Below are 20,152 nucleotides of genomic sequence, written 5' to 3'. Positions count from 1 at the left end.
CCAGAATATCGGCGAACCCCCCGCCAACCCGCTAGCACACGGACTACGCGATACCACCGACCACCGCCCAAACCAGAAACTCCACCAACAAACGCCCCCCCCCCCCCACCCCCCCCCCCCCCCCCCCCCCCCCCCCCCCCCCCCCCCCCCCCCCCCCGGCTCTTTCTTTTGGAATACGACAAAGCGGGCCGATAAGCCGGATTCTGTGCACGCAATACGCCCGAAAGCGATCGCGCGTGGCAGTCATTCCTCTAGGCGCGCCATTGCTGACGCGCTCAAGCTTCCTACCCGCAGACGAACGGGGGCACCGTCCTGCATCTCGAAGATGCGCGCCTGCCTATTTGGAATTGCTCCGGGTGGAGGTTACCGTGCCGGCCAGTCTCACGATGGCCGCGGTGCGCTCTTACCGCACCGTTTCACCCTTACCTGATCTCCCGACTTGCGCCAGGAGCCATCGGCGGTTTGCTTTCTGTTGCCCTGTTCCGCGTGTTGCCACGGATGGCCGTTAGCCATCACCCTGCCCTGTGGAGTCCGGACTTTCCTCGCCCTCGACGCACGAAACGTCGAAGCCGCGACTGCCTGGCCTGCTTTGCGGGGTCGATTCTAGCATCGGGTGTCTACCGCATCTCGAGGAATAGCTTTTTGCCTGCGAATCGTGCGCGCTGCGTTGGCCGCGACGTCTCACGCGCTGCGTCTGCCCGAACGAAACACTGTCGTATCGTCGTAAAACGCGGGGGATTCGTTTGCTTGCCACCAGCCCGGCACGCCAAGCACCGGTATCGGCGAGAAAGCGCGGCTTTCGATCGTCCCGGCATTCAGGCTTGCCGTTACGCGTTCATCGAGCAAGGCGCGGCGGGCGGTATCGTCAAGAGAGAAGTAGTCAGCGGGCACCGGCACGAGCCACGCGTGCCCTGTGCACGCCTTGTACGGCGCAACGAGTTTTTCCAGCAGCGCGTGTCCGAAAATGCGCGCCTCACAGCGCTTACCCCACGCCGCACGGCCCTCGATGAAAAGCGCACGCCAGTCGAAGCGGCGCAAGGCATCGGCGAGCATTGCGTCCGAGTAAGCGAAAAACACCGCGTTTTCGTCGAAAAGCGTAAGCGCGTCGCGCACGCCGCCGCGCGTCGGACCGATACCGCGCGTCTCGATCTGCTCGGCCTGTCGCGCATTGAGCGCCGCCTTGACGCGCGGATACGCAAACCACATCAGGCCGTTGAAAAAATCGTGGAGGTTATGGCGCGTGGGCACGCATCCCGTTTCGGCGATATGCCCTTCATACGACGCCCCGTCCGGCAAGGCTTCCTGCGCGATAAACGCGAGCGGCCGAGCGCGCCCCGTGACATGCGCGGCGGCTTGGGCGTCGTCGTTCAGGATGGACAAATAGCGCGCCGGGCTATCGAGCGCGGCGGCTTGCCAGCGCCTGCCGCGCGTTTCGATCGATGGTAACCACGGGCGCGTCCAGTCGATTGCCGCGAAACGGCCAACGCCGTCTTCAGCCGCCCCCGACGCGCCGCTCACTCAACTTGCCTCCACGAAGCGCCATCCGATCGATTCCCCGCCACGCAGCGGCACGACCTCTTCGTCGCCGACGAAAAATTCGGCGGGCAGCGTCCACGATGCGCGCTCGAGCGTCACTTTCTCGGCGCTGCGCGGCAGGCCGTAGAAATCCGCGCCATGAAAGCTCGCGAAACCTTCCAGTTTGTCGAGCGCGCCGGCTTTATCGAAGGCTTCCGTATAGAGGTCGAGCGCGTGGAGCGCCGTGTAACAGCCCGCGCAACCGCACGCGTGCTCTTTCAAGCCTTTCGGATGCGGCGCGCTGTCCGTGCCGAGGAAAAAGCGCGCGTTGCCGGACGTCGCCGCCTCGACCAGCGCCACGCGATGCGTCTCGCGCTTCAACACCGGCAGGCAGTAGTAATGCGGCCGGATGCCGCCCACGAGAATGGCATTACGGTTGAACAGCAGGTGATGCGCGGTGATGGTCGCGCCGATTGTGCCATCCGGACCTTCGGCGTCGCGCACGTAATCGGCGGCGTCCTTCGTCGTAATGTGCTCAAACACCACCTTGAGCGCGGGGAAATCGCGGCGCAGCGGCAACAGCACGCGGTCGATGAACACCTTCTCGCGATCGAAGATATCGATATCGCCATCGGTCACTTCGCCGTGGATGAGCAGCGGCATGCCCGTTTCCTGCATGACTTCGAGCGTCTTCGCGCATTTGCCGAGGCTCGTCACGCCCGCGTCCGAATTGGTCGTCGCGCCCGCCGGATAAAGCTTCACACCGTGCACGAAGCCGCTATCGCGCGCCCGGCGGATCTCGTCAGGCGGCGTGTTGTCGGTGAGATAGAGCGTCATCAGCGGCTCGAAACGCGCGGCGGCGCCGTCTTTCGGCAGCGCGGACAGGATGCGCTCGCGATAAGCCGCGGCCATTTCCGTGGTCGTCACGGGCGGCTTCAGGTTCGGCATGATGATCGCGCGACCGAACTGGCGCGCCGTATGCGGCAGGACGGCGGCGAGCATCGCGCCGTCGCGCACGTGCAGATGCCAGTCGTCGGGACGCGCAATCGTGAGTGTCGTGAGCGAATCGGGCGAGGCGGAATTGGACATGGCGTGATGGCGGCGGAAACGTTGGAGTCGGGAGATCTAAAGACCTGGCAAAAACATCCGTGGAAAATTGACAACGCCGCGTTTTGCCCGACGCCGTTCGAATTTTGGATGACTGCCCCGGTGATATGCTTGTCGGACGTATTGTAACAACGGGCTCAATGCCCTTACCGGCTCTCGCTTTCAGCAACATGTGCCAACTTCTCGGAATGAATTGCGCCGAACCGACCGATGTGACGTTCTCGTTCACCGGGTTCGCCGCGCGTGGCGGGGTCACGGATCACCACGCGGACGGCTGGGGTATCGCGTTCTTCGAGGACAAGGCGTGCCGGCTTTTCATCGACCATGAATCGTCCGCCAAGTCGCCGCTCGCGGAGATGGTGAAGCGCTATCCGATCAAATCGAAGAACACCATCGCGCACATTCGCAAGGCGACGCAAGGGCATATCCTGTTGGAAAACTGCCATCCGTTCCTGCGTGAGTTGTGGGGACGGCACTGGATCTTCGCGCACAACGGCGATCTCAAAGACTACGCGCCCGAACTGAACGGCCTGTATCAACCCGTCGGCAACACGGACAGCGAGCTTGCCTTTTGCACGCTGCTGGAAGGTTTGCGCAAGGCGTTTCCGCGCTCGCAGCCGCCGCTGGAAGAATTGTTCGACGCGCTCGCCTCACTTACAGGCGAGATCACGAAGCACGGCGTGTTCAATTTCCTGATGTCCAACGGCCAAGCGCTCTTCTCGCACTGCTCGACGCATTTGTACTATCTGGTTCGCAGTTGGCCGTTTTCGACCGCGCATCTGATCGACGCGGACATGTCGATCGATTTCGCCAAGTACACGACGCCGGAAGATCGCGTGGCGGTCATCGCCACCTCGCCGCTCACCGATAACGAAGTCTGGACGCGTTTTGCGCCCGGCGATCTCGCCATGTTCCAGAAAGGCGCGCTCTCGCGCACGGTGAACATTCCGGTGCCGGATGAAGTCGCGAAGAAGGCGGCCGAGCCGCTTGCCAAAGCGTGCGTGGGATCGGCGCTGAAGATCGAGGAAATTCAGTCGACGGCGTCGGTGGAAACCGAACTCGGGATCGAATAAAACGGAATCGAACGCTGAATAAAAACGGCCTTCCTCACGGAAGGCCGTTTTGCATGACGCCGCTAAAACGCGTCAATGCAGGATTTTCGCCAGAAAGTCCTTCGCGCGATCCGACTTCGGATTCGCAAAGAACGCTTCCTTCTGGTCGTCCTCGACGATCAATCCCTTGTCCATGAAGATCACGCGATGCGCGACCTTCTTCGCGAAGCCCATTTCGTGCGTCACGCACATCATGGTCATGCCTTCCTGCGCGAGTTCGACCATCACGTCGAGCACTTCGTTGATCATCTCGGGATCGAGCGCGGAGGTCGGTTCGTCGAAGAGCATGGCGATCGGGTCCATGGACAGCGCGCGGGCAATCGCCACGCGTTGCTGCTGCCCGCCCGACAACTGGCCCGGAAACTTGTCCGCGTGCGCGCGCAGGCCCACGCGATCGAGCAGTTTGAGACCCTTCGTCGTCGCTTCGTCGTTCGAACGGCCCAGCACCTTGATCTGCGCGAGCGTCAGGTTCTGCACGATCGACAGATGCGGAAACAGCTCGAAATGCTGGAACACCATGCCGACCTTCGAACGCAGCTTCGAGAGATTGGTCTTCTTGTCCGTGAGCGATTGACCGTTGATGGTGATCTCGCCCTTCTGAAACGGTTCGAGACCGTTCACGGTCTTGATGAGCGTCGACTTCCCCGAACCCGACGGGCCGCACACCACGACGACCTCGCCTTTCTTCACTTCGGTCGTGCAGTCCGTCAGCACCTGGAACTGCCCGTACCACTTGGAAACATTCTTGATAGAGATCATCTTGCGACCTTTTTCTGAAGACTTTTTACGAGTGCCGATGCCAACACGCAAACCACGAAATAGCACGCGCCGGCGAACAGCACCATCTCGACGGTCGTGCCGTCGCGGTCGCCGATGTTCGTCGCCGTGCGGAAGAAGTCCGCGAGACTGATCACGTAGACGAGCGACGTATCCTGGAACAGGACGATTGCCTGCGTGAGCAACAGCGGCACCATTGCGCGGAAAGCCTGCGGCAGCACGACGAGTTTCATCGCCTGGCCGTAGGTCATGCCGAGTGCGAACGCCGCGTTCACCTGACCGCGCGCCACTGCCTGAATGCCCGCGCGAATGATCTCCGAATAGTACGCAGCTTCGAAGAGCGAGAACGCGACCATCGCGGAAGCGAGGCGAATGTCGATATCGGCGGATAAGCCGAGCACATTCTGCAGCAACTGCGGCACGATCAGGAAGAACCACAGCAACACCATCACGAGCGGAATCGAGCGGAACACCGTGACGTAAGCGCTCGCGAACCACTGCAAGGGCTTCACGCCCGACAGACGAAACAGCGCGAGCACCGTGCCCCAGACAATGCCGATCACGATGGCGAGCACCGTGATCTGCAGCGTGATGATGGCGCCCGTCCACAGCGTGGGCCACGCGCCCACAATGCCGCTCCAGTTGAATTGATGCATTACTTGCCTCCGATGTAGCCAGGCAACCGGGTCTTCGCTTCGACCCAGCGCATCAGGTTCATCACGACGAGGTTGATGAGCATGTAAGCGAGCGTCACCGCGATGAACGACTCATACGTCTGCGCCGTGTAGTCGACGAGTTGCCGCGCCTGCGCCGAAAGGTCGAGCAGACCGATGGTCGACGCGACCGCCGAATTCTTGAACACGTTGAGGAATTCCGACGTGAGCGGCGGCACGATGATGCGATAAGCGACCGGCATCAACACATAGCGATACGTCTGCCATTGCGTGAAGCCCATTGCGAGACCCGCGTTGCGTTGACCAGGCGGCAGCGCGCTGATGCCCGAGCGCACCTGTTCGCACACGCGCGCGCCGGTGAAGAGTCCGAGACAAATGATCGACGAGGAAAAGAACTGCGCCGATGGCGGCAGTTGCTTGAACCAGTTGCCGATGGAAGGCGGCAGCAACTCGGGTATCACCAGATACCAGACGAAGAACTGCACGATCAATGGAATATTACGGAAGATCGCGACATAGACAGTGCCGATGGCCGCCAGGAAGCGATTCGGGACCGTACGCAAGATGCCGAACAACGAGCCGACCACAAGCGCGATCACCCAAGCCGCGAGCGACACGGTAATCGTCACCCAGAAGCCGGAAATCAGCCAGCCGAGATACGTGGTGGGCTCGCCGGTCGAAACCGGACTCAGCAGAATGCCCCAGTTCCAGTGGTAAGACATGGACCTCACTCCAAAAAGAAACGGAAGAAGCAAGCTCCTTCCGTATCGTTCGCTCGATAGTCGAACCGGTTAGTCGATTACTTTGTCATTCGGGCTCTTGAAGAGAGCCTTAATGTCGTCGCTTTCCGGGAAGTTGAGGTTGAGGCCCTTCGGCGGAATCGGGCTTTCGAACCACTTCTTGTAGATCTTGTCGGCGTCGCCCGAGGTTTCCACCTTGGCGATGGCGTCGTCCACGACCTTCTTGAACTCGGGGTCGTTCTTGCGCATCATGCAGCCGTACGCTTCATGCGATTGCGGCGCGCCGACGATCACGAAATCGTTCGGCGTGTTGGACTTGGCGCGTTCGCCCGCGAGCAACGCATCGTCCATCATGAACGCGACGGCGCGGCCGGTCGACAGCGTGAGGAACGACTCGCCGTGATCCTTCGCGCTGATGATGTTCATGCCCATGCTCTTGTCCTGATTCATCTTGCGAAGCAGGCGCTCGGAAGTCGTGCCGGCGGTCGTCACGACCGTCTTGCCCTTCAGGTCCGCCCAGTCCTTCACGCCGGAATCCTTCTTGGTCATGAGGCGCGTGCCGATCACGAAAATCGTGTTCGAGAAGGCCACTTGCTGCTGACGTTCCGCGTTGTTCGTGGTCGAGCCGCACTCGAGGTCCACCGTGCCGTTCTGCACGAGCGGAATACGGTTTTGCGACGTGACCGGCGTGAGCTTCACCTTCAGATTCGGCATGTTGAGCTTCTGCTTGACCGCTTCCACGACCTGCAGCGCGAACTCATGCGAATAGCCGACGACGTTCTGCTTGTCGTCGTAGTACGAGAAAGGAATGGACGACTCGCGATGCCCCAGCGAGATGACACCCGTGTCCTTGATTTTCTTGAGCGTGCCGGCGTCTTGCGCGTGAGCGCTCGCCGCGATGAATCCGAGCGCGGCGATGAGCAGCGCAGCTTTTTTAATCTTCATGTGTTCGATCTCCTGTGGCAAAAATCGGGGCAAGTTTAGCAGGGTAATTATTCTGAAAGAATGATTGTTAACCCACTCTGTCTTATTTTCGGGATGTCGGCGGAAAGGTCACCGGCATTGGCGCTTGAGCACTTACTTCAGTCGAGCCGTGTCGCGACAGAAAACCGCGATGTTATAGCAATCCTCATGCAAATGCGGGCGACGTCCCGAAGGAGCGTCGCCCTCAAATTTCATCGATCGTTCATGCGGCACGCGTCATGCGAGCCGCTTGCCTCATGCCACATCCGACACGAGCGCGTGGCCATGCGATCAGGGATACAGGCCGCGCATTTCACGCGCCATGAGAATGCGCGTACAGGCCACGATGAACGCCGCCGTGCGCACCGAAACCTTATGCTCGCTCGCCACTTGCCAAACCGCCGCAAACGCTTCACGCATGACACGTTCGAGCCGCTGGTTGATCTCGTCCTCGGTCCAGAAGAAGCTGGAGAAGTCCTGCACCCATTCGAAATACGACACCGTCACACCGCCCGCATTCGCCACCACGTCGGGGATCACGAGCACGCCCTTGTCGTGGAGGATGTCGTCGGCGGCCGTCGTGGTCGGGCCGTTCGCGCCTTCCACGACGATCTTCGTTCTGATCTTCGGTGCGTTCTTCTCGGTGATCTGGCCTTCCAGCGCGGCCGGAATGAGGATGTCGGTCTCGATGGTCCAGAACTCGTCCGCCGATACCGGATCGGCGCCAGCAAAGCCGCCAACGCCGCCGTTCTGCGCGACGTGCTCGGCGAGCGCGAGCGTGTCGATACCCTTCGAGTTGTACAGCGTGCCCGTGTGATCCTGCACCGCGATGACCCGCGCGCCCGCTTCCTGGAACAGCCGCGCCGCGATTCCGCCGACGTTGCCGAAACCCTGCACCGCGATACGCGCGCCTTCGATCTCAAGCCCCATGCGACGCGCCGCTTCCGAGCCGACGACGAACACGCCGCGCCCTGTCGCTTCCTTGCGGCCGAGCGAGCCGCCAAGCGCGATCGGCTTGCCGGTCACGACGCCCGTAGCCGTTTGCCCCTGGTTCATGGAGTACGTGTCCATCATCCAAGCCATGATCTGCTCGTTCGTGTTCACGTCCGGCGCGGGAATGTCCGTGTTCGGCCCGATGATGATGCCGATCTCGCTCGTGTACCGGCGCGTCAGACGTTCGAGCTCGCCACGCGATAGCATGCGCGGATCGACGCGAATACCGCCTTTCGCGCCGCCGTACGGCACGTTCACTGCCGCGTTCTTTACCGACATCCACGCGGACAAAGCCATCACTTCGGAAAGCGTCACGTCCTGGTGATAACGCACGCCGCCCTTGCCGGGACCGCGCGACGTGTTGTGCTGCACGCGATAGCCTTCGAAATGCGCGACGGTGCCGTTGTCGAGTTCGATCGGGCAATCGACTATGAGAATGCGCTTCGGGCGCTTGAGGGTTTCAAGCCAACGGGAGAGAGAACCGAGATACGGTGCGACGCGATCGACCTGCTGCAAGTAGTTGCCCCAGGGGCCGAGATCGTCGGCATGGAGGTACGACGGGATCGCGTGTTTGGCGTCCGGCGCTTGCAGCGAGTGCTTCGAAGAGGACAATTGATGCTCCAGCGGTGAAGGAATGCGCCCATTGTCGAAAAACAGCGTGCGCAATGCCAATGCCGTATGCTCATTCGATCATGCGTTTCTTGCATAACGTAGCAAACGCTTATCCACCGGGCTTTTGCGCCGATGCATCGAGCACTTCTTCGCCTACTGCATCCCATAGCGCGCGGATCAACGCCTGACGCGGTTCCTCTCCTTGAGCGGCCAGTTTGTCGCGGTAGAGGCGGATCTCCATCGTTAGTGTGAACTGACCGGCGTTCGTGCCGCGTGTTCCCCTGTCGAGCCGGATCAGCTTGCCTTCTTCCACTGCGTCTTCGACCGCGCTGTGCGGCAGGAACGCGACACCGTGACCGGCAAGCGCCATTGCCTTGAGGCCTTCGGCCATGTCGGTCTCGTAGACCTTGTCGAGATAGAGGCGCGTGGGCGCCGTCGCGATGATCACCTCCGTCATGCGGCCGAGATACGCGTTCTGCGTGTAGGACAGATACGGCGCGGGTGCATCCGCGCTTGCGGGCAGCGTGTAGCGCGCGCGTCCGCCCTTGTTGGGCGCGGAGAATGGACTGATCGGTTCGCTACCGAGCGTGAGCATGTCGTAACGCGCGGGATCGAGTGCGACGGGATGACTCGGATGGTGATAGCCCATCACGAGATCGCAGCCGCCTTCGACGAGCGACAGCACCGCGTCGTGCACGTTGAGCGCGCGCAAGCGTGTACGGATGCGCCCAAGCCGCGCTTCGACGTGTTCGAGCCAGCGCGGGAAATAAGTCAGCGACAACGTGTGCGGCACCGCGAACTCGATGGTCGCCGCGGGCACGCCGCCTTGACCGCGCAGCAGCATGCGGGCTTCGTGAAACTGCGAAAGCATGGCGAGCGCTTGCTCGTAGAAGACCTGACCGGCTTGCGTCAGACGCGTCGGATACACCGAACGGTCGATGAGCTCGGTGCCGAGCCACGCTTCGAGCGCCTGGATGCGCCGCGAAAACGCGGGCTGCGTGATATGCCGAAGTTCTGCCGAGCGGCTAAAGCTGCGCGTCTCCGCGAGCGAGACGAAGTCTTCGAGCCATTTGAGTTCCATCGTGGATGAGCGCCTTGCGCGCGCTATGCGGCGAAGAAAGCATTTTATAGGGATGCGCCCTGCACGCCCCATGAACCTCACGCAAGCGCGACGCACCATACCCATGCGGCTCGCGCACGAACGCGGTGCCGCAGCGCGCGCCTCGTCGCGTGGACATAAGGCGGGCAAGCGGCTCGCAAGCGTAAGCGGCACATGCCCTCAAGCCTCGCCGATAACGGCGTCGCGCAGCCAGCCGATTGCGCACACATTTCTTTGGCATGGTGCTTGCAAATTTTCCTGATCTCGCTCAAGCCGATTGCTCGCCTCTGCGCTGCCTGTGATCGGTCAACCAGGCAGAAGCACTTCGCCACACGCCTACATCTGGAATTCGCAATGTCCAATCTGATCGCATCGCTCAAGAGCGGCAACTGGCGCTCGCTGCTCGCCTGTTTCCTGTACTTCGATACGGGCTTCACCGTCTGGGTGCTGTATGGACCGCTCGCGCCGTTCATCGGCCGGGACATCGCGATGACAGCGGCGCAGCAGGGCTTTCTCGTCGCGGTGCCGGTGCTCGCGGCGGCGATTCTGCGCGTGACGCTCGGCAACCTCTATCAATCGACCGATGGCCGTCGCGTCGCGCTGATGGGCGTGGTGCTCTCGTCGATTCCGTCGATCGTGCTGCCGTTGTTGCCCGGCGCGCCGTCGTATGCGCTCTTGCTCGTGCTCGGCGTATTCCTCGGCATGGGCGGCGCGAGCTTCGCCGTCGCGTTGCCGATGGCCGGCAGCAATTATCCGCCGAAGGTCCAGGGGCTGGTGCTGGGTCTCGCGGCTGCGGGCAACATCGGCGCGGTGCTCGACGGCTTCCTGTTCCCGCATCTCGCCGATGCGTTCGGCTGGCAGCTCGCCACCGCCGCAGCGCTGCCGTTGCTCGCGCTGACCGCCATCGCGCTATACGCGTGGGCATCGGATCTCGGCGAGAAAAGCGGCAGCACAGGGCGCGCGCTGTCGAGTTTCGCGGTGACCGCGCGCTGTCGAGTTTCGCGGTGACGCTCGTGAGCCTCATCGTGCTGGTGCTGGCGGTGAGCGGCGGCATCTTCGGTGCAGGACGCACAGGCGTGTTGCTGCTGCCGGTGATAGGCGCGATCATCGCCATCGCGGTGTTGCCGGGCCGGTATCGCACCGTGCTGCGCGAGCGCGATACGTGGGTCATCATGCTCATCTACAGCATCACGTTCGGCGGCTTCGTCGGCATGTCGTCGTATGTGACGCTGCTGCTTACTTCGCTCTATCAGATGCCCAAGCTCGAAGCCGGGCTTTTCATGTCGCTGCTCGCGTTTCTCGGCGCGATCGTGCGGCCCTTTGGCGGCTATGTCGCGGATCGCGTAACCGGTGTGCGTGCGCTGCTCGTGCTGCTTGCCGTGATCGCCGTGGGCGACTTTGCCTTCGCCATCTGGATGCCGCCTGTCGCCGGCGGTCTGGCATTGCTGATTTGCCTGTATATCGCGTTCGGGCTTGGCAACGGCTCGACGTTTCAGCTCGTGCCGCATCGCTGGAAGGGCAAGACGGGCTTGCTGTCGGGGATCGTAGGCGCGGCGGGCGGTATCGGCGGATTCTATCTGCCGGTGGTGATGGGCATTGCGAAGGAAAGCACCGGCAGCTATCAGATGGGCTTCGCGACTTTCGGCGTGATCGCTACGTGCGCGTTCGGTGCGCTGTTCGTGCTGCGCGCGCAGTGGCTGCGTTGGTCATCGACGGCGGCGCTCGGGGCCGAAGGCATGGCGATGAACGGCGCGCATGCGATGGAGTAGCGCGCATTCCGAGGCGAGGGCGATCAAACCCCCGCCGTATCCCGCTGCCCCATCGCGGCGACATCATCGCTGCCGCGCTGCTGCTGAAGCGCCCACATCTGCGCGAAGAGACCACCCGCACGCAGCAGTTCCGCGTGCGTGCCGCGCTCCACGATGCGCCCGTGATCCATCACGATGATCTGCTGCGCATGCACCACCGTCGAAAGCCGGTGCGCGATGATGAGCGTGGTCCGCTCGCGAGCGATGTTATCGAGTTCATGCTGGATTGCGCGCTCCGACTTCGAATCGAGCGCGGAAGTGGCTTCGTCGAAGATGAGGATCGGCGGATTTTTCAACAGCGTGCGCGCGATGGCCACGCGCTGCTTCTCGCCGCCCGACAACTTGAGGCCGCGTTCTCCGACCGGCGTGTCGTAACCCGCGGGCAGCGTTTCGATGAAGTCATGGATATGCGCCGCGCGCGCCGCCGCGATCACTTCGTCGCGCGATGCAGTGGGCTTTCCGTAAGCAATGTTGTAGTAGATCGAGTCGTTGAAAAGCACGGTGTCTTGCGGCACGATTCCAATTGCCGCGCGCAACGAATCCTGTGTCACGTCGCGAATGTCCTGACCATCGATCAGAATGCGGCCGCCCGCCGCGCGGTCGAGATCGTAGAAGCGAAACAGCAGCCGTCCCAGCGTCGATTTACCGGAGCCGCTATGACCCACCACCGCCGTCGTCGTGCCAGCGGGAATGGCGAAGTCGATGCCATGCAGGATGGGCCGCGCCGCCTCGTAGGCAAAGTTCACGTTCTCGAAGCGCACCGCCGCGCCCTTCACCGCAAGCGGCCGCGCATCGGGCGCGTCCGGCACTTCGCGGCCCGCGCCGAGCAGCGTGAACATGCGGTCGGTATCGGTCAAAGCCTGCTTCAGTTCCCTGTACACCACGCCGAGAAAGTTCAGCGGAATATACAACTGCAGCATGAAGGTGTTGATGAGCACGAGGTCGCCGAGCGTGAGCCGTCCGGCCATGACGCCCTGTGTCGCGCGCCAGAGAATGAACACGAGCCCCGTGCCGATGATCGTCTGCTGCCCGAAGTTGAGCATCGACAAGGAACGCTGCGACTGGATCGCCGCCGTTCTATAGCGCTGCAGGTTCTCGTCGTAGCGGCGCGCTTCCCACTCTTCGTTGCCGAAGTACTTCACCGTCTCGTAGTTGAGCAGGGAATCTATCGCGCGGGCGTTCGCCTTCGAGTCGAGATCGTTCATCGTGCGGCGAAAATGCGTTCGCCATTCCGTCACCTTCACAGTGAACACGATATACGTCACTAACGCGATGAACGTGACGATGGCGTAATACGCTTCGTACTTCGTCGCGAAGAAGGTGAGCACGAGCCCCACTTCGACGAGCGTCGGCAGAATGCTGTAGAGCGAATACGACACGAGTTGCTGAATGCCGCGCGTGCCGCGTTCGATATCGCGCGACATGCCGCCCGTTTGCCGCTCCAGATGAAAGCGCAGCGACAGCGCGTGCAGATGTCGAAACACCTTGAGCGCAAGCTGGCGCACCGCGCTCTCCGTGACCTTCGCAAAGAGCAGTTCGCGCAGTTCGGTGAAGATCGAGGTCGACAGCCGCACGAGCGCATAAGCGATTACCAGCAACCCGATTCCGCTAATCAGCACGAGCCCCGGCGCGTCCTGCGCGCGGCCGAGTGCAGTGAGATGCTGCACGGACGAGAGGCTATCGACGATATGCTTCATCACGATAGGCACGCCGAGGTTCGTCACCTTCGCACCGATGAGACACGCAAGCGCGAACGCCACGCGCACCTTGTACGTGGCGAGGTAAGGCAACAGCGAGCGGATCGTCTGCCAGTCGCGGCGCGAGCCCTTGGCAGGCGCGTCCGTCTCTCTCGTGGGGATGCGGCGCATGAGTCGTATTTTTCGGGCGCCTTCGGGCACGTTGCGCGGGGGCGGCGTTTCAGACGCTTGGGGGTTCTTGCGGGAGCGCGATCTACGCGTGCTATCCCGGTACAATTCGCGAGACTCGCTGGCTTGCTGCTCGCGAGTCATCTATACATATGCATTGTCGCAGAAGGTTCAAGGCCCCGCTCATGGCCGCTGCGACGCAACACCGGACCCTTTCCATGCCCCAAGAATCCAGTCTTCCCCAAAAGCCGGTCGCCCTGCGTGTCGTTCCGCAGCCCGCCGACGCCAACGTGCACGGCGATGTCTTCGGCGGCTGGATCATGGCGCAGGTGGATATCGCGGGTTCCATTCCCGCGAGCCGGCGTGCGAACGGACGCGTGGCGACCGTCGCCGTGAACTCGTTTCTGTTCAAGCATCCGGTATTCGTCGGCGATCTGCTGAGCTTCTACGCGGACATCGTCAAGACGGGCAACACGTCGGTGACGATATCCGTCGAGGTCTATGCGCAGCGCATGAGTCTCGCGGAAGAAGTGGTCAAGGTGACGGAGGCGACACTGACCTATGTCGCCACGGATCGCGACCGTCGCCCGCGCGTGTTGCCCGCGCTCGATTGACCTTTTCGCAGACGTCTATTCGGTCAGGCCGAATTCGCGCATGGCCGGCAAGAAGTCGTGGTTGAGTTTGTCTGCGTTGCGCGAGAGCTTGGCTAGCGCGTAACGCTGGAAGCGATCGAGCTTGCCCCAGCGCGACAAGCTTGGCGCGCTCACACCAGCTAGACTGCTCTGACGAATCACGGATTCAGGCACGGCATCGGCATGTGCCCAGACGGGATCGGTGTCGCGCTCGATTTGTTCCGGCGTGGCATTGGCATGTGTTTTCAGCATCTCTTCGAGCGCGAGATCGAAGTTCTTTTCGAGTTCCGCATCGTCTTCCACGGGAAAGCGTGCAAGCAACGCGCGATCTTCATACGGAAGCTGTTGCCATTCCTCGAGCGCGATACGCATGCCAAAGCGATCCAGATTGAAGCGCACGGCAAGCGGAATGAAACGCAAGTTGTCCGAGGATTCAACCTCGAAGCCGAAGAGACGAGCGGCGTCGTAAAGTCCCATGACGTTAGCCTCGTTGGATTGAGGGGCGCGCGCGGCGCGCATCGCCCGCTTAAGTTATTGTAGGGCTCTGAATCTGGCTGGAACCGTTGCAAATGAACCGCTGACGCGCGCATTAGAAAACGCGGACAGCATGACATGGCAGCAAGCGTCATACCCACACTTTACTTGAACGCGGCGGCCATGCGGTAAAGAAGGAGCAGCAAGTGAGTCGACTCGATACCGACGATCAACCCGGCTATGTCGAACGCAACGTGCGCAGGCATCGCAAGGGCGAGAGCGCGATCGTCACGGATAACGTGGGCCAGGAATGGCCCGTTGCGCTCGTCTACAACGGCATTTCGCACGCGGTCATGATGTGCACGCCGCGCGATCTCGAAGCCTTCGCGGTGGGCTTCTCGCTGACGGAAGGTATTGTCGAGCGGGGCAGCGACATTCACGACATAGAAGTCTATTACCGCGATGAAGCAGACGCGCTGCCTCATGCCGAAGTGCACTTGCAAGTCGTGCAGCAGGCGTTCGTTTCGCTGAAGGACAAGCGGCGCGCATTGGCGGGCCGCACGGGGTGCGGCGTGTGCGGGATCGAGAGTATCGACTTGCTGGATTTGCAGCCCGAAGCCGTGCCGGATACCGGCTTTCTCGCGAAGCTCGCGCCCGATGCCATCGAACGCGCCGCGCGCGATCTGCCCGCGCATCAGCGGCTGACGAAGCTCACCGGCGGCCTGCACGCCGCTGCATGGTGCGACGAAACAGGCGCGGTGCTGCACGCGTTCGAGGATGTCGGCCGCCATAACGCGCTCGACAAACTCATCGGCCATCTCGTGCTGCAGCGTGTGGACACGACGCAAGGCTTCGTGTTTCTGTCGAGCCGCGCAAGCTACGAACTCGTGCGCAAGTCGGCGCGCGTCGGCGTGCCGATGATCGCGACTATCTCCGCGCCGACTTCACTTGCCATCGCCATCGCGAAGAAAGCGAGCCTGAGGCTCGTCAGCTTCGCGCGCGAAAACAGCTTCGTCGAGTACGACGCGGATTGAACGCGCTTCAGGCGTTTTGCGCAGGCTTTATTCGAACGCGCTGAAGTTCGGTTTGCGTTTCTCGAAGAACGCCTGAAACGCCTCACGCGCTTCCGGCGCGGCGAGCATGCGCGCAAAGTGCCCCGCTTCCTCGCCCATGCGCGCGGTGACTTCCGCCGCCTGTGCGCCCTTCAGCAAGGACTTGGTGGTGCGCAGCGACGACGCCGGCAACGCGGCCAGCTTCCTCGCCTTGCCAAACGCGTAGGCATCGAGTTCGGTGGCAGCGAGCACGCCGTTGACAAAGCCCATTTCGGTGGCTTCCTTGACATCGAATGCTTCGCCGAGCAGCAGCTTTTCCGCCGCACGCTGGTATCCGGCGATACGCGGCAACAATAGACTCGATGCCGCTTCCGGACACAAGCCGAGCTGCACGAAGGGCAGCGAGAACTTCGCGCCCTCGGCCGCGTAGACGAGATCGCAATGCAGAAGCATCGTCGTGCCGATACCTACCGCCACACCCGATACCGCCGCAACCACCGGCTTCGGCATCGCGCTCAGGCGGCGCAGGAATTGAAACACGGGCGCGTCCTGGTCTTTGGGCGGATCGTTGAGAAAGTCTTCGAGGTCGTTGCCCGCGCTAAAAGCGCCGCCGTTGCCGCGAATCAGCACGGCGCGCACGGAAGGATCTTTCTCGGCTTCGTAAAGACCGTCGGCCATCTCCTGATACATCGCAGCCGTGATCGCGTTCTTCTTCTCGGGGCGATTCAGCACGATGCAGAGCACGCCATCCGCGCGTTCGATGAGAATCTCCATCTTCCGTCTCCTGTCGTATGGTCCGCCAACGCTCGACGCGCTGGCGGACCACGTCATCACAGCCGCTCGATGATGCCCGCAGCGCCCATTCCGGTGCCGACGCACATCGTCACCATGCCGTACTTCAGATTGCGGCGGCGCAGGCCATGTACGACGGTCGCCGCGCGAATCGCGCCGGTCGCGCCGAGCGGATGCCCGAGCGCAATCGCGCCGCCGAGCGGATTGACCTTCGAAGGATCGAGCCCGAGGTCCTGAATCACCGCGAGCGACTGCGCCGCGAATGCCTCGTTGAGTTCGATCCAGTCGATGTCATCCTGCTTGAGACCGGCGGCCTTCAATGCAGCGGGAATCGCTTCCTTCGGCCCGATGCCCATGATCTCCGGCGGCACGCCGCGCACTGCAAAGCTCACGAAGCGCGCGAGCGGCGTGAGGTTGAATTGCTTCAACACTTTCTCCGACACGACGATCAACGCGCCCGCGCCATCGGAAGTTTGCGAACTGTTGCCCGCCGTCACCGAGCCCTTGTTCGCGAACACCGCGCGCAGCTTCGCGAGACCTTCGACGCTCGTATCGGCGCGCGGACCTTCGTCGAGCGCGATCTCGCGGGCATTCACGCGCACTTCGCCCGAAGCGAGATCGGGGAAGCGTTCGTTGAGCGTGTAAGCCGCGATTTCATCGGCGAATTCGCCCGCCTTTTGCGCCGCCAACGCACGCCGATGCGACTCCGCCGCGAACGCGTCCTGCGCCTCGCGGGTCACCTTCCAGCGCTCGGCCACGCGCTCGGCGGTCAGCCCCATGCCGTACGCAATGCCGACGTCCTCATTGCGATCGAAGATATGCGGCGACAGCGACGGCTTGTTGCCCATCATCGGCACCATGCTCATGGACTCGCAGCCGCCTGCGATCATCGCGTCGGATTCGCCCACGCGGATGCGGTCCGCGGCCATCGCGAGCGCCGTCAGACCCGATGCGCAGAAGCGGTTCACCGTCACGCCGCCGACCGTGTTCGGCAGACCCGCGAGCAAGGCGCCCATGCGCGCGACGTTCAGCCCTTGCTCGGCTTCGGGAATGGCGCAGCCGACGATCGCGTCTTCGATCACGCTCGTGTCGAGTCCGGGCACTTGCGCCACAGCCGAGCGGATGGCGTGGACCAGCAGTTCATCCGGGCGCGTGTTCTTGAACACGCCGCGCGGCGCCTTGCCGATAGGCGTGCGGCTCGCGGCGACAATGTATGCGTCTTGCAATTGCTTGCTCATTATTTGCAGCTCCAATAGGTCGCGTGTTCAGTTGCGAACCGGCTTGCCGGTCTGCAGCATGCCCATGATCCGTTCCTGCGTTTTCTGCGTGCCGAGCAACTCGACGAACGCGCGGCGTTCGAGCGCGAGCAGCCATTCTTCATCGACGAGACTGCCGGCTTCGACATCGCCGCCGCACATGGCTTCCGCTATGCGGCTCGCGATCAGATAGTCGTGCTCGCTGATGAAGCGGCCATCGCGCATGTTGACGAGCGACGCCTTGATGGTCGAAATCGCCGAGCGGCCCGCCACCGGCACCTGTCTCACACGCAAGGGCGGACGGTAGCCGGTATCGGCAAGCGCGCGCGCTTCCTTCTTCGCGATGTCGAGCAACTCGTGCACGTTGAAGACGATGGTGTCCGTGGGCTTGAGATAACCCATCGCGCGGGCATCGAAAGCGGAGGTGGAAACCTTCGCCATCGCGGCGTTCTCGAACGACTTCTGCAGGAACTTGAGCAGATCGGTCGTTGCGTTGACGGCGTTCGCGGCATCGGCGGCGCGCAACGCGGCTTCCTTCAGGCCACCGCCCGCAGGCACGAGACCCACGCCTACTTCGACGAGACCGATATAGCTTTCGACGTGCGCCACGCGCTTGGCCGAATGCAGCAGCAACTCGCAACCGCCGCCAAGCGCGATGCCCGACACGGCCGCGATGACCGGCACATTCGCGTACTTCACGCGCAACATGCCTTGCTGGAACTTCTTCACGAACGGGTCGATGCCCTTCGCGCCGCCCATCATGAACGCGGGCATGGCTTCCTCGAGATTTGCCCCCGCCGAGAACGGACCGCCCGGCGCGCCGAGCGCAAGCGAAGTCGGCTGCCAGATCACCACGCCGCGATACGCTTTCTCGGCGAGTTCGATGGCTTGCGTGAGACCGTCGATCACGCCCGGGCCAATGGTGTTCAGCTTCGTCTTGAACGACACGATGACGACATCGCTTTGCTCGTCATCGAGCCAGGCGCGCACGCTTTCGGTTTCGAAGAGCGTCTTGCCGAAGGTCTTGGGATCGGCGCCGGTCTCGCCGACGAGCGGCGCGCGAAATACTTGCTTCTCGTACACGGACAAGCTCGAGCGCGGCACGAAGCGGCGTTCCCGCGGCGACCACGAACCCTCGCTCGTATGCACGCCGCCTTTTTCCGCGACGGGACCGTCGAGCACCCACGCGGGCAGCGGCGCTTTCGAGAGCGCCCTGCCTGCATCGATATCTTCCTGCACCCACTTCGCGATCTGCTGCCAGCCCGCGGCTTGCCAGCTTTCGAACGGCCCTTGATTCCAGCCGAAGCCCCAGCGAATGGCGAGATCGACGTCGCGCGCGTTATCCGCGATCGATTCGAGATGCACCGCGATGTAGTGGAACACGTCACGGAAAATGGCCCAGAGGAACTGTGCCTGCGGATTGTCCGTCTCGCGCAGCAGCTTGAAGCGCTCGGCGGGCGGACGCTTCAGAATGCGGCCGACGAGTTCATCGGCCTTCGCGCCGCCATCGACGTATTGCGCGGTCTTCGGATCGAGCACCTTGATCGCGCGCCCTTCCTTGCGATAGAAACCGGCGCCCGTCTTCTGGCCGAGTGCGCCGCTTTCCACCAGTTTCGCGAGCACGGGCGGCGTGGCGTAGATGGGCAGAAAGGGATCGTCCGGCAGGTTGTCCTGCATCGTCTTGATGACATGCGCCATCGTGTCGAGACCGACGACATCCGCGGTGCGGAAGGTGGCGGACTTGGCGCGACCGAGACGCGAACCCGTGAGGTCATCGACCTGATCGAAGCGCAGACCGAACTTTTCCGCTTCGGCGATCACGGCGAGAATCGAGAACACGCCGACACGATTCGCGATGAAGTTCGGCGTGTCTTTCGCGCGCACCACGCCCTTGCCGACCACGCTCGTCAGGAACGTTTCGAGTTGATCGAGGATATGCGGTTGCGTGGTTGCGGTCGGAATGAGTTCGACCAGATGCATGTAGCGCGGCGGATTGAAGAAATGCACGCCGCAGAAGCGCGCCTTGAGTTCATCCGAAAAGCCGTTCGACAGTTCCGTGATCGAGAGGCCGGACGTATTGCTTGCGAAGATGGCATGCGGCGCGATGTGCGGCGAGACCTTCTTGTAGAGATCGTGCTTCCAGTCCATGCGTTCGGCGATGGCTTCGATGACGAGATCGCACTCGGCGAGTTTGGCGATATCGTCTTCGTAGTTAGCCGGCTCGATGAAGTTCGCGTCGTCCTTGATACCGAGCGGCGCGGGCGAGAGCTTCTTGAGATTGTCGATGGCTTTGAGCGCGATGCCGTTCTTGGGATCTTCCTTGGCTGGCAGATCGAATAGCAGCACGGGTACGCGAGCGTTGATCAGATGCGCGGCGATTTGCGCGCCCATTACGCCGGCGCCGAGCACGGCGACTTTGCGAATGTTGAGAGTGCCCACGAATAAGCCTCCAAAAAAAGGGGTTGTGCGCGACTTGTATCGAATGGCTGCGCGCTACCCAATGAGCGCCAAAACTAATGAACAAAACACGTTAGTCATTGGAAGTGCTCAATGGGCCTGTGATAAATAGCGGGAAACCGGTTGTTCTTCAGAAGGCGGGCTCGCCCTGAGATGAACCTGAGGCGTTGGACATTTGGAGCGCTCAAAGGGTTTGTGGTGAATAGCGGGGAACCAGTTGTGCT

Annotated in this window: 16 protein-coding genes, 1 other RNA gene and 1 pseudogene; 4 read left to right on the top strand and 14 right to left on the bottom strand. The window is 62.1% G+C overall.

What is annotated here, in order from left to right; genetic code table 11:
- Window positions 1-176 precede the first annotated feature (176 nt).
- The 3 genes from rnpB to pyrC form a co-directional block, all read right to left on the bottom strand.
- Window positions 177-591, bottom strand: an RNA gene (rnpB, locus tag NCT03_RS01770) — RNase P RNA component class A.
- A 90-nt stretch (window positions 592-681) separates the two neighbouring features.
- The gene (locus tag NCT03_RS01765) at window positions 682-1,518 is read right to left on the bottom strand and encodes a DUF3025 domain-containing protein (protein ID WP_250491773.1); all 837 of its coding nucleotides are present in this window, start codon (window positions 1,516-1,518) and stop codon (window positions 682-684) included.
- Window positions 1,519-2,604, bottom strand: coding sequence for a dihydroorotase (pyrC, locus tag NCT03_RS01760; RefSeq protein ID WP_250491772.1), 1,086 nt, complete (start codon window positions 2,602-2,604; stop codon window positions 1,519-1,521). It abuts the gene before it with no gap.
- A gap of 188 nt (window positions 2,605-2,792) precedes the next feature.
- On the opposite strand from pyrC, the gene NCT03_RS01755 reads away from it, so the two are divergent.
- Window positions 2,793-3,695 carry a class II glutamine amidotransferase gene (locus NCT03_RS01755; RefSeq protein ID WP_250462994.1) on the top strand — a complete coding sequence of 301 codons (903 nt, stop codon included), beginning with the start codon at window positions 2,793-2,795 and terminating at the stop codon, window positions 3,693-3,695.
- A gap of 72 nt (window positions 3,696-3,767) precedes the next feature.
- Here NCT03_RS01755 and NCT03_RS01750 read toward each other — a convergent pair whose 3' ends face one another.
- The 6 genes from NCT03_RS01750 to NCT03_RS01725 form a co-directional block, all read right to left on the bottom strand.
- Window positions 3,768-4,493: an amino acid ABC transporter ATP-binding protein gene (locus tag NCT03_RS01750; RefSeq protein ID WP_244826983.1), complete on the bottom strand. Its 726-nt coding sequence runs from the start codon at window positions 4,491-4,493 to the stop codon at window positions 3,768-3,770.
- Entirely contained in the window at window positions 4,490-5,167 is a 678-nt protein-coding gene (gene gltK, locus NCT03_RS01745; RefSeq protein WP_244826982.1) for a glutamate/aspartate ABC transporter permease GltK, read from the bottom strand. Before gltK ends, NCT03_RS01750 begins: the two co-directional genes overlap by 4 nt.
- The gene (locus NCT03_RS01740; RefSeq protein ID WP_250462988.1) at window positions 5,167-5,907 is read right to left on the bottom strand and encodes an amino acid ABC transporter permease; all 741 of its coding nucleotides are present in this window, start codon (window positions 5,905-5,907) and stop codon (window positions 5,167-5,169) included. Before NCT03_RS01740 ends, gltK begins: the two co-directional genes overlap by 1 nt.
- 69 nt (window positions 5,908-5,976) lie before the next feature.
- Window positions 5,977-6,870, bottom strand: a complete 894-nt coding sequence (locus NCT03_RS01735; RefSeq protein WP_244826980.1) for a glutamate/aspartate ABC transporter substrate-binding protein — start codon at window positions 6,868-6,870, stop codon at window positions 5,977-5,979.
- A gap of 309 nt (window positions 6,871-7,179) precedes the next feature.
- Complete coding sequence (locus tag NCT03_RS01730; protein WP_244826979.1) at window positions 7,180-8,493, bottom strand: Glu/Leu/Phe/Val family dehydrogenase; 1,314 nt, start codon at window positions 8,491-8,493, stop codon at window positions 7,180-7,182.
- A 109-nt stretch (window positions 8,494-8,602) separates the two neighbouring features.
- On the bottom strand, window positions 8,603-9,574 hold the full coding sequence (locus tag NCT03_RS01725) for a LysR family transcriptional regulator (RefSeq protein ID WP_250491771.1): 972 nt from the start codon (window positions 9,572-9,574) through the stop codon (window positions 8,603-8,605).
- A 372-nt stretch (window positions 9,575-9,946) separates the two neighbouring features.
- Here NCT03_RS01725 and NCT03_RS01720 point away from each other — a divergent pair.
- Window positions 9,947-11,361: pseudogene (locus tag NCT03_RS01720) on the top strand (MFS transporter).
- A gap of 23 nt (window positions 11,362-11,384) precedes the next feature.
- Here the strand turns inward: NCT03_RS01720 and NCT03_RS01715 are convergent.
- Entirely contained in the window at window positions 11,385-13,268 is a 1,884-nt protein-coding gene (locus tag NCT03_RS01715; RefSeq protein WP_250462979.1) for an ABCB family ABC transporter ATP-binding protein/permease, read from the bottom strand.
- Between the two features lie 215 nt (window positions 13,269-13,483).
- Here NCT03_RS01715 and NCT03_RS01710 point away from each other — a divergent pair, with 215 nt between their 5' ends.
- Window positions 13,484-13,879, top strand: a complete 396-nt coding sequence (locus NCT03_RS01710; RefSeq protein ID WP_244826974.1) for an acyl-CoA thioesterase — start codon at window positions 13,484-13,486, stop codon at window positions 13,877-13,879.
- A 15-nt stretch (window positions 13,880-13,894) separates the two neighbouring features.
- On the opposite strand, the gene NCT03_RS01705 is transcribed toward NCT03_RS01710, so the two are convergent.
- Window positions 13,895-14,374 carry a nitrate reductase associated protein gene (locus NCT03_RS01705; protein WP_244826973.1) on the bottom strand — a complete coding sequence of 160 codons (480 nt, stop codon included), beginning with the start codon at window positions 14,372-14,374 and terminating at the stop codon, window positions 13,895-13,897.
- 203 nt (window positions 14,375-14,577) lie between these two features.
- On the opposite strand from NCT03_RS01705, the gene fdhD reads away from it, so the two are divergent.
- Window positions 14,578-15,405 (top strand): formate dehydrogenase accessory sulfurtransferase FdhD, encoded by an 828-nt coding sequence (fdhD, locus tag NCT03_RS01700; protein ID WP_250491770.1) that lies wholly within the window; start codon window positions 14,578-14,580, stop codon window positions 15,403-15,405.
- Between the two features lie 27 nt (window positions 15,406-15,432).
- On the opposite strand, the gene NCT03_RS01695 is transcribed toward fdhD, so the two are convergent.
- Genes NCT03_RS01695 through NCT03_RS01685 form a run of 3 tightly spaced genes read right to left on the bottom strand, consistent with a single transcriptional unit; the run spans window position 15,433 to window position 19,910 of the window.
- Entirely contained in the window at window positions 15,433-16,197 is a 765-nt protein-coding gene (locus NCT03_RS01695; protein WP_250491769.1) for an enoyl-CoA hydratase, read from the bottom strand.
- 56 nt (window positions 16,198-16,253) lie between these two features.
- Window positions 16,254-17,453 (bottom strand): acetyl-CoA C-acyltransferase, encoded by a 1,200-nt coding sequence (locus NCT03_RS01690; RefSeq protein ID WP_250462971.1) that lies wholly within the window; start codon window positions 17,451-17,453, stop codon window positions 16,254-16,256.
- A gap of 27 nt (window positions 17,454-17,480) precedes the next feature.
- Window positions 17,481-19,910 carry a 3-hydroxyacyl-CoA dehydrogenase/enoyl-CoA hydratase family protein gene (locus NCT03_RS01685; protein WP_250491768.1) on the bottom strand — a complete coding sequence of 810 codons (2,430 nt, stop codon included), beginning with the start codon at window positions 19,908-19,910 and terminating at the stop codon, window positions 17,481-17,483.
- Between the last annotated feature and the right edge of the window lie 242 nt (window positions 19,911-20,152).

Source organism: Caballeronia sp. GAWG1-1 (assembly GCF_023631465.1).
GTDB lineage: Bacteria > Pseudomonadota > Gammaproteobacteria > Burkholderiales > Burkholderiaceae > Caballeronia.
Note: the sequence above shows the minus strand (reverse complement) of the source record. Positions and strands in the feature narration are given on the sequence as shown.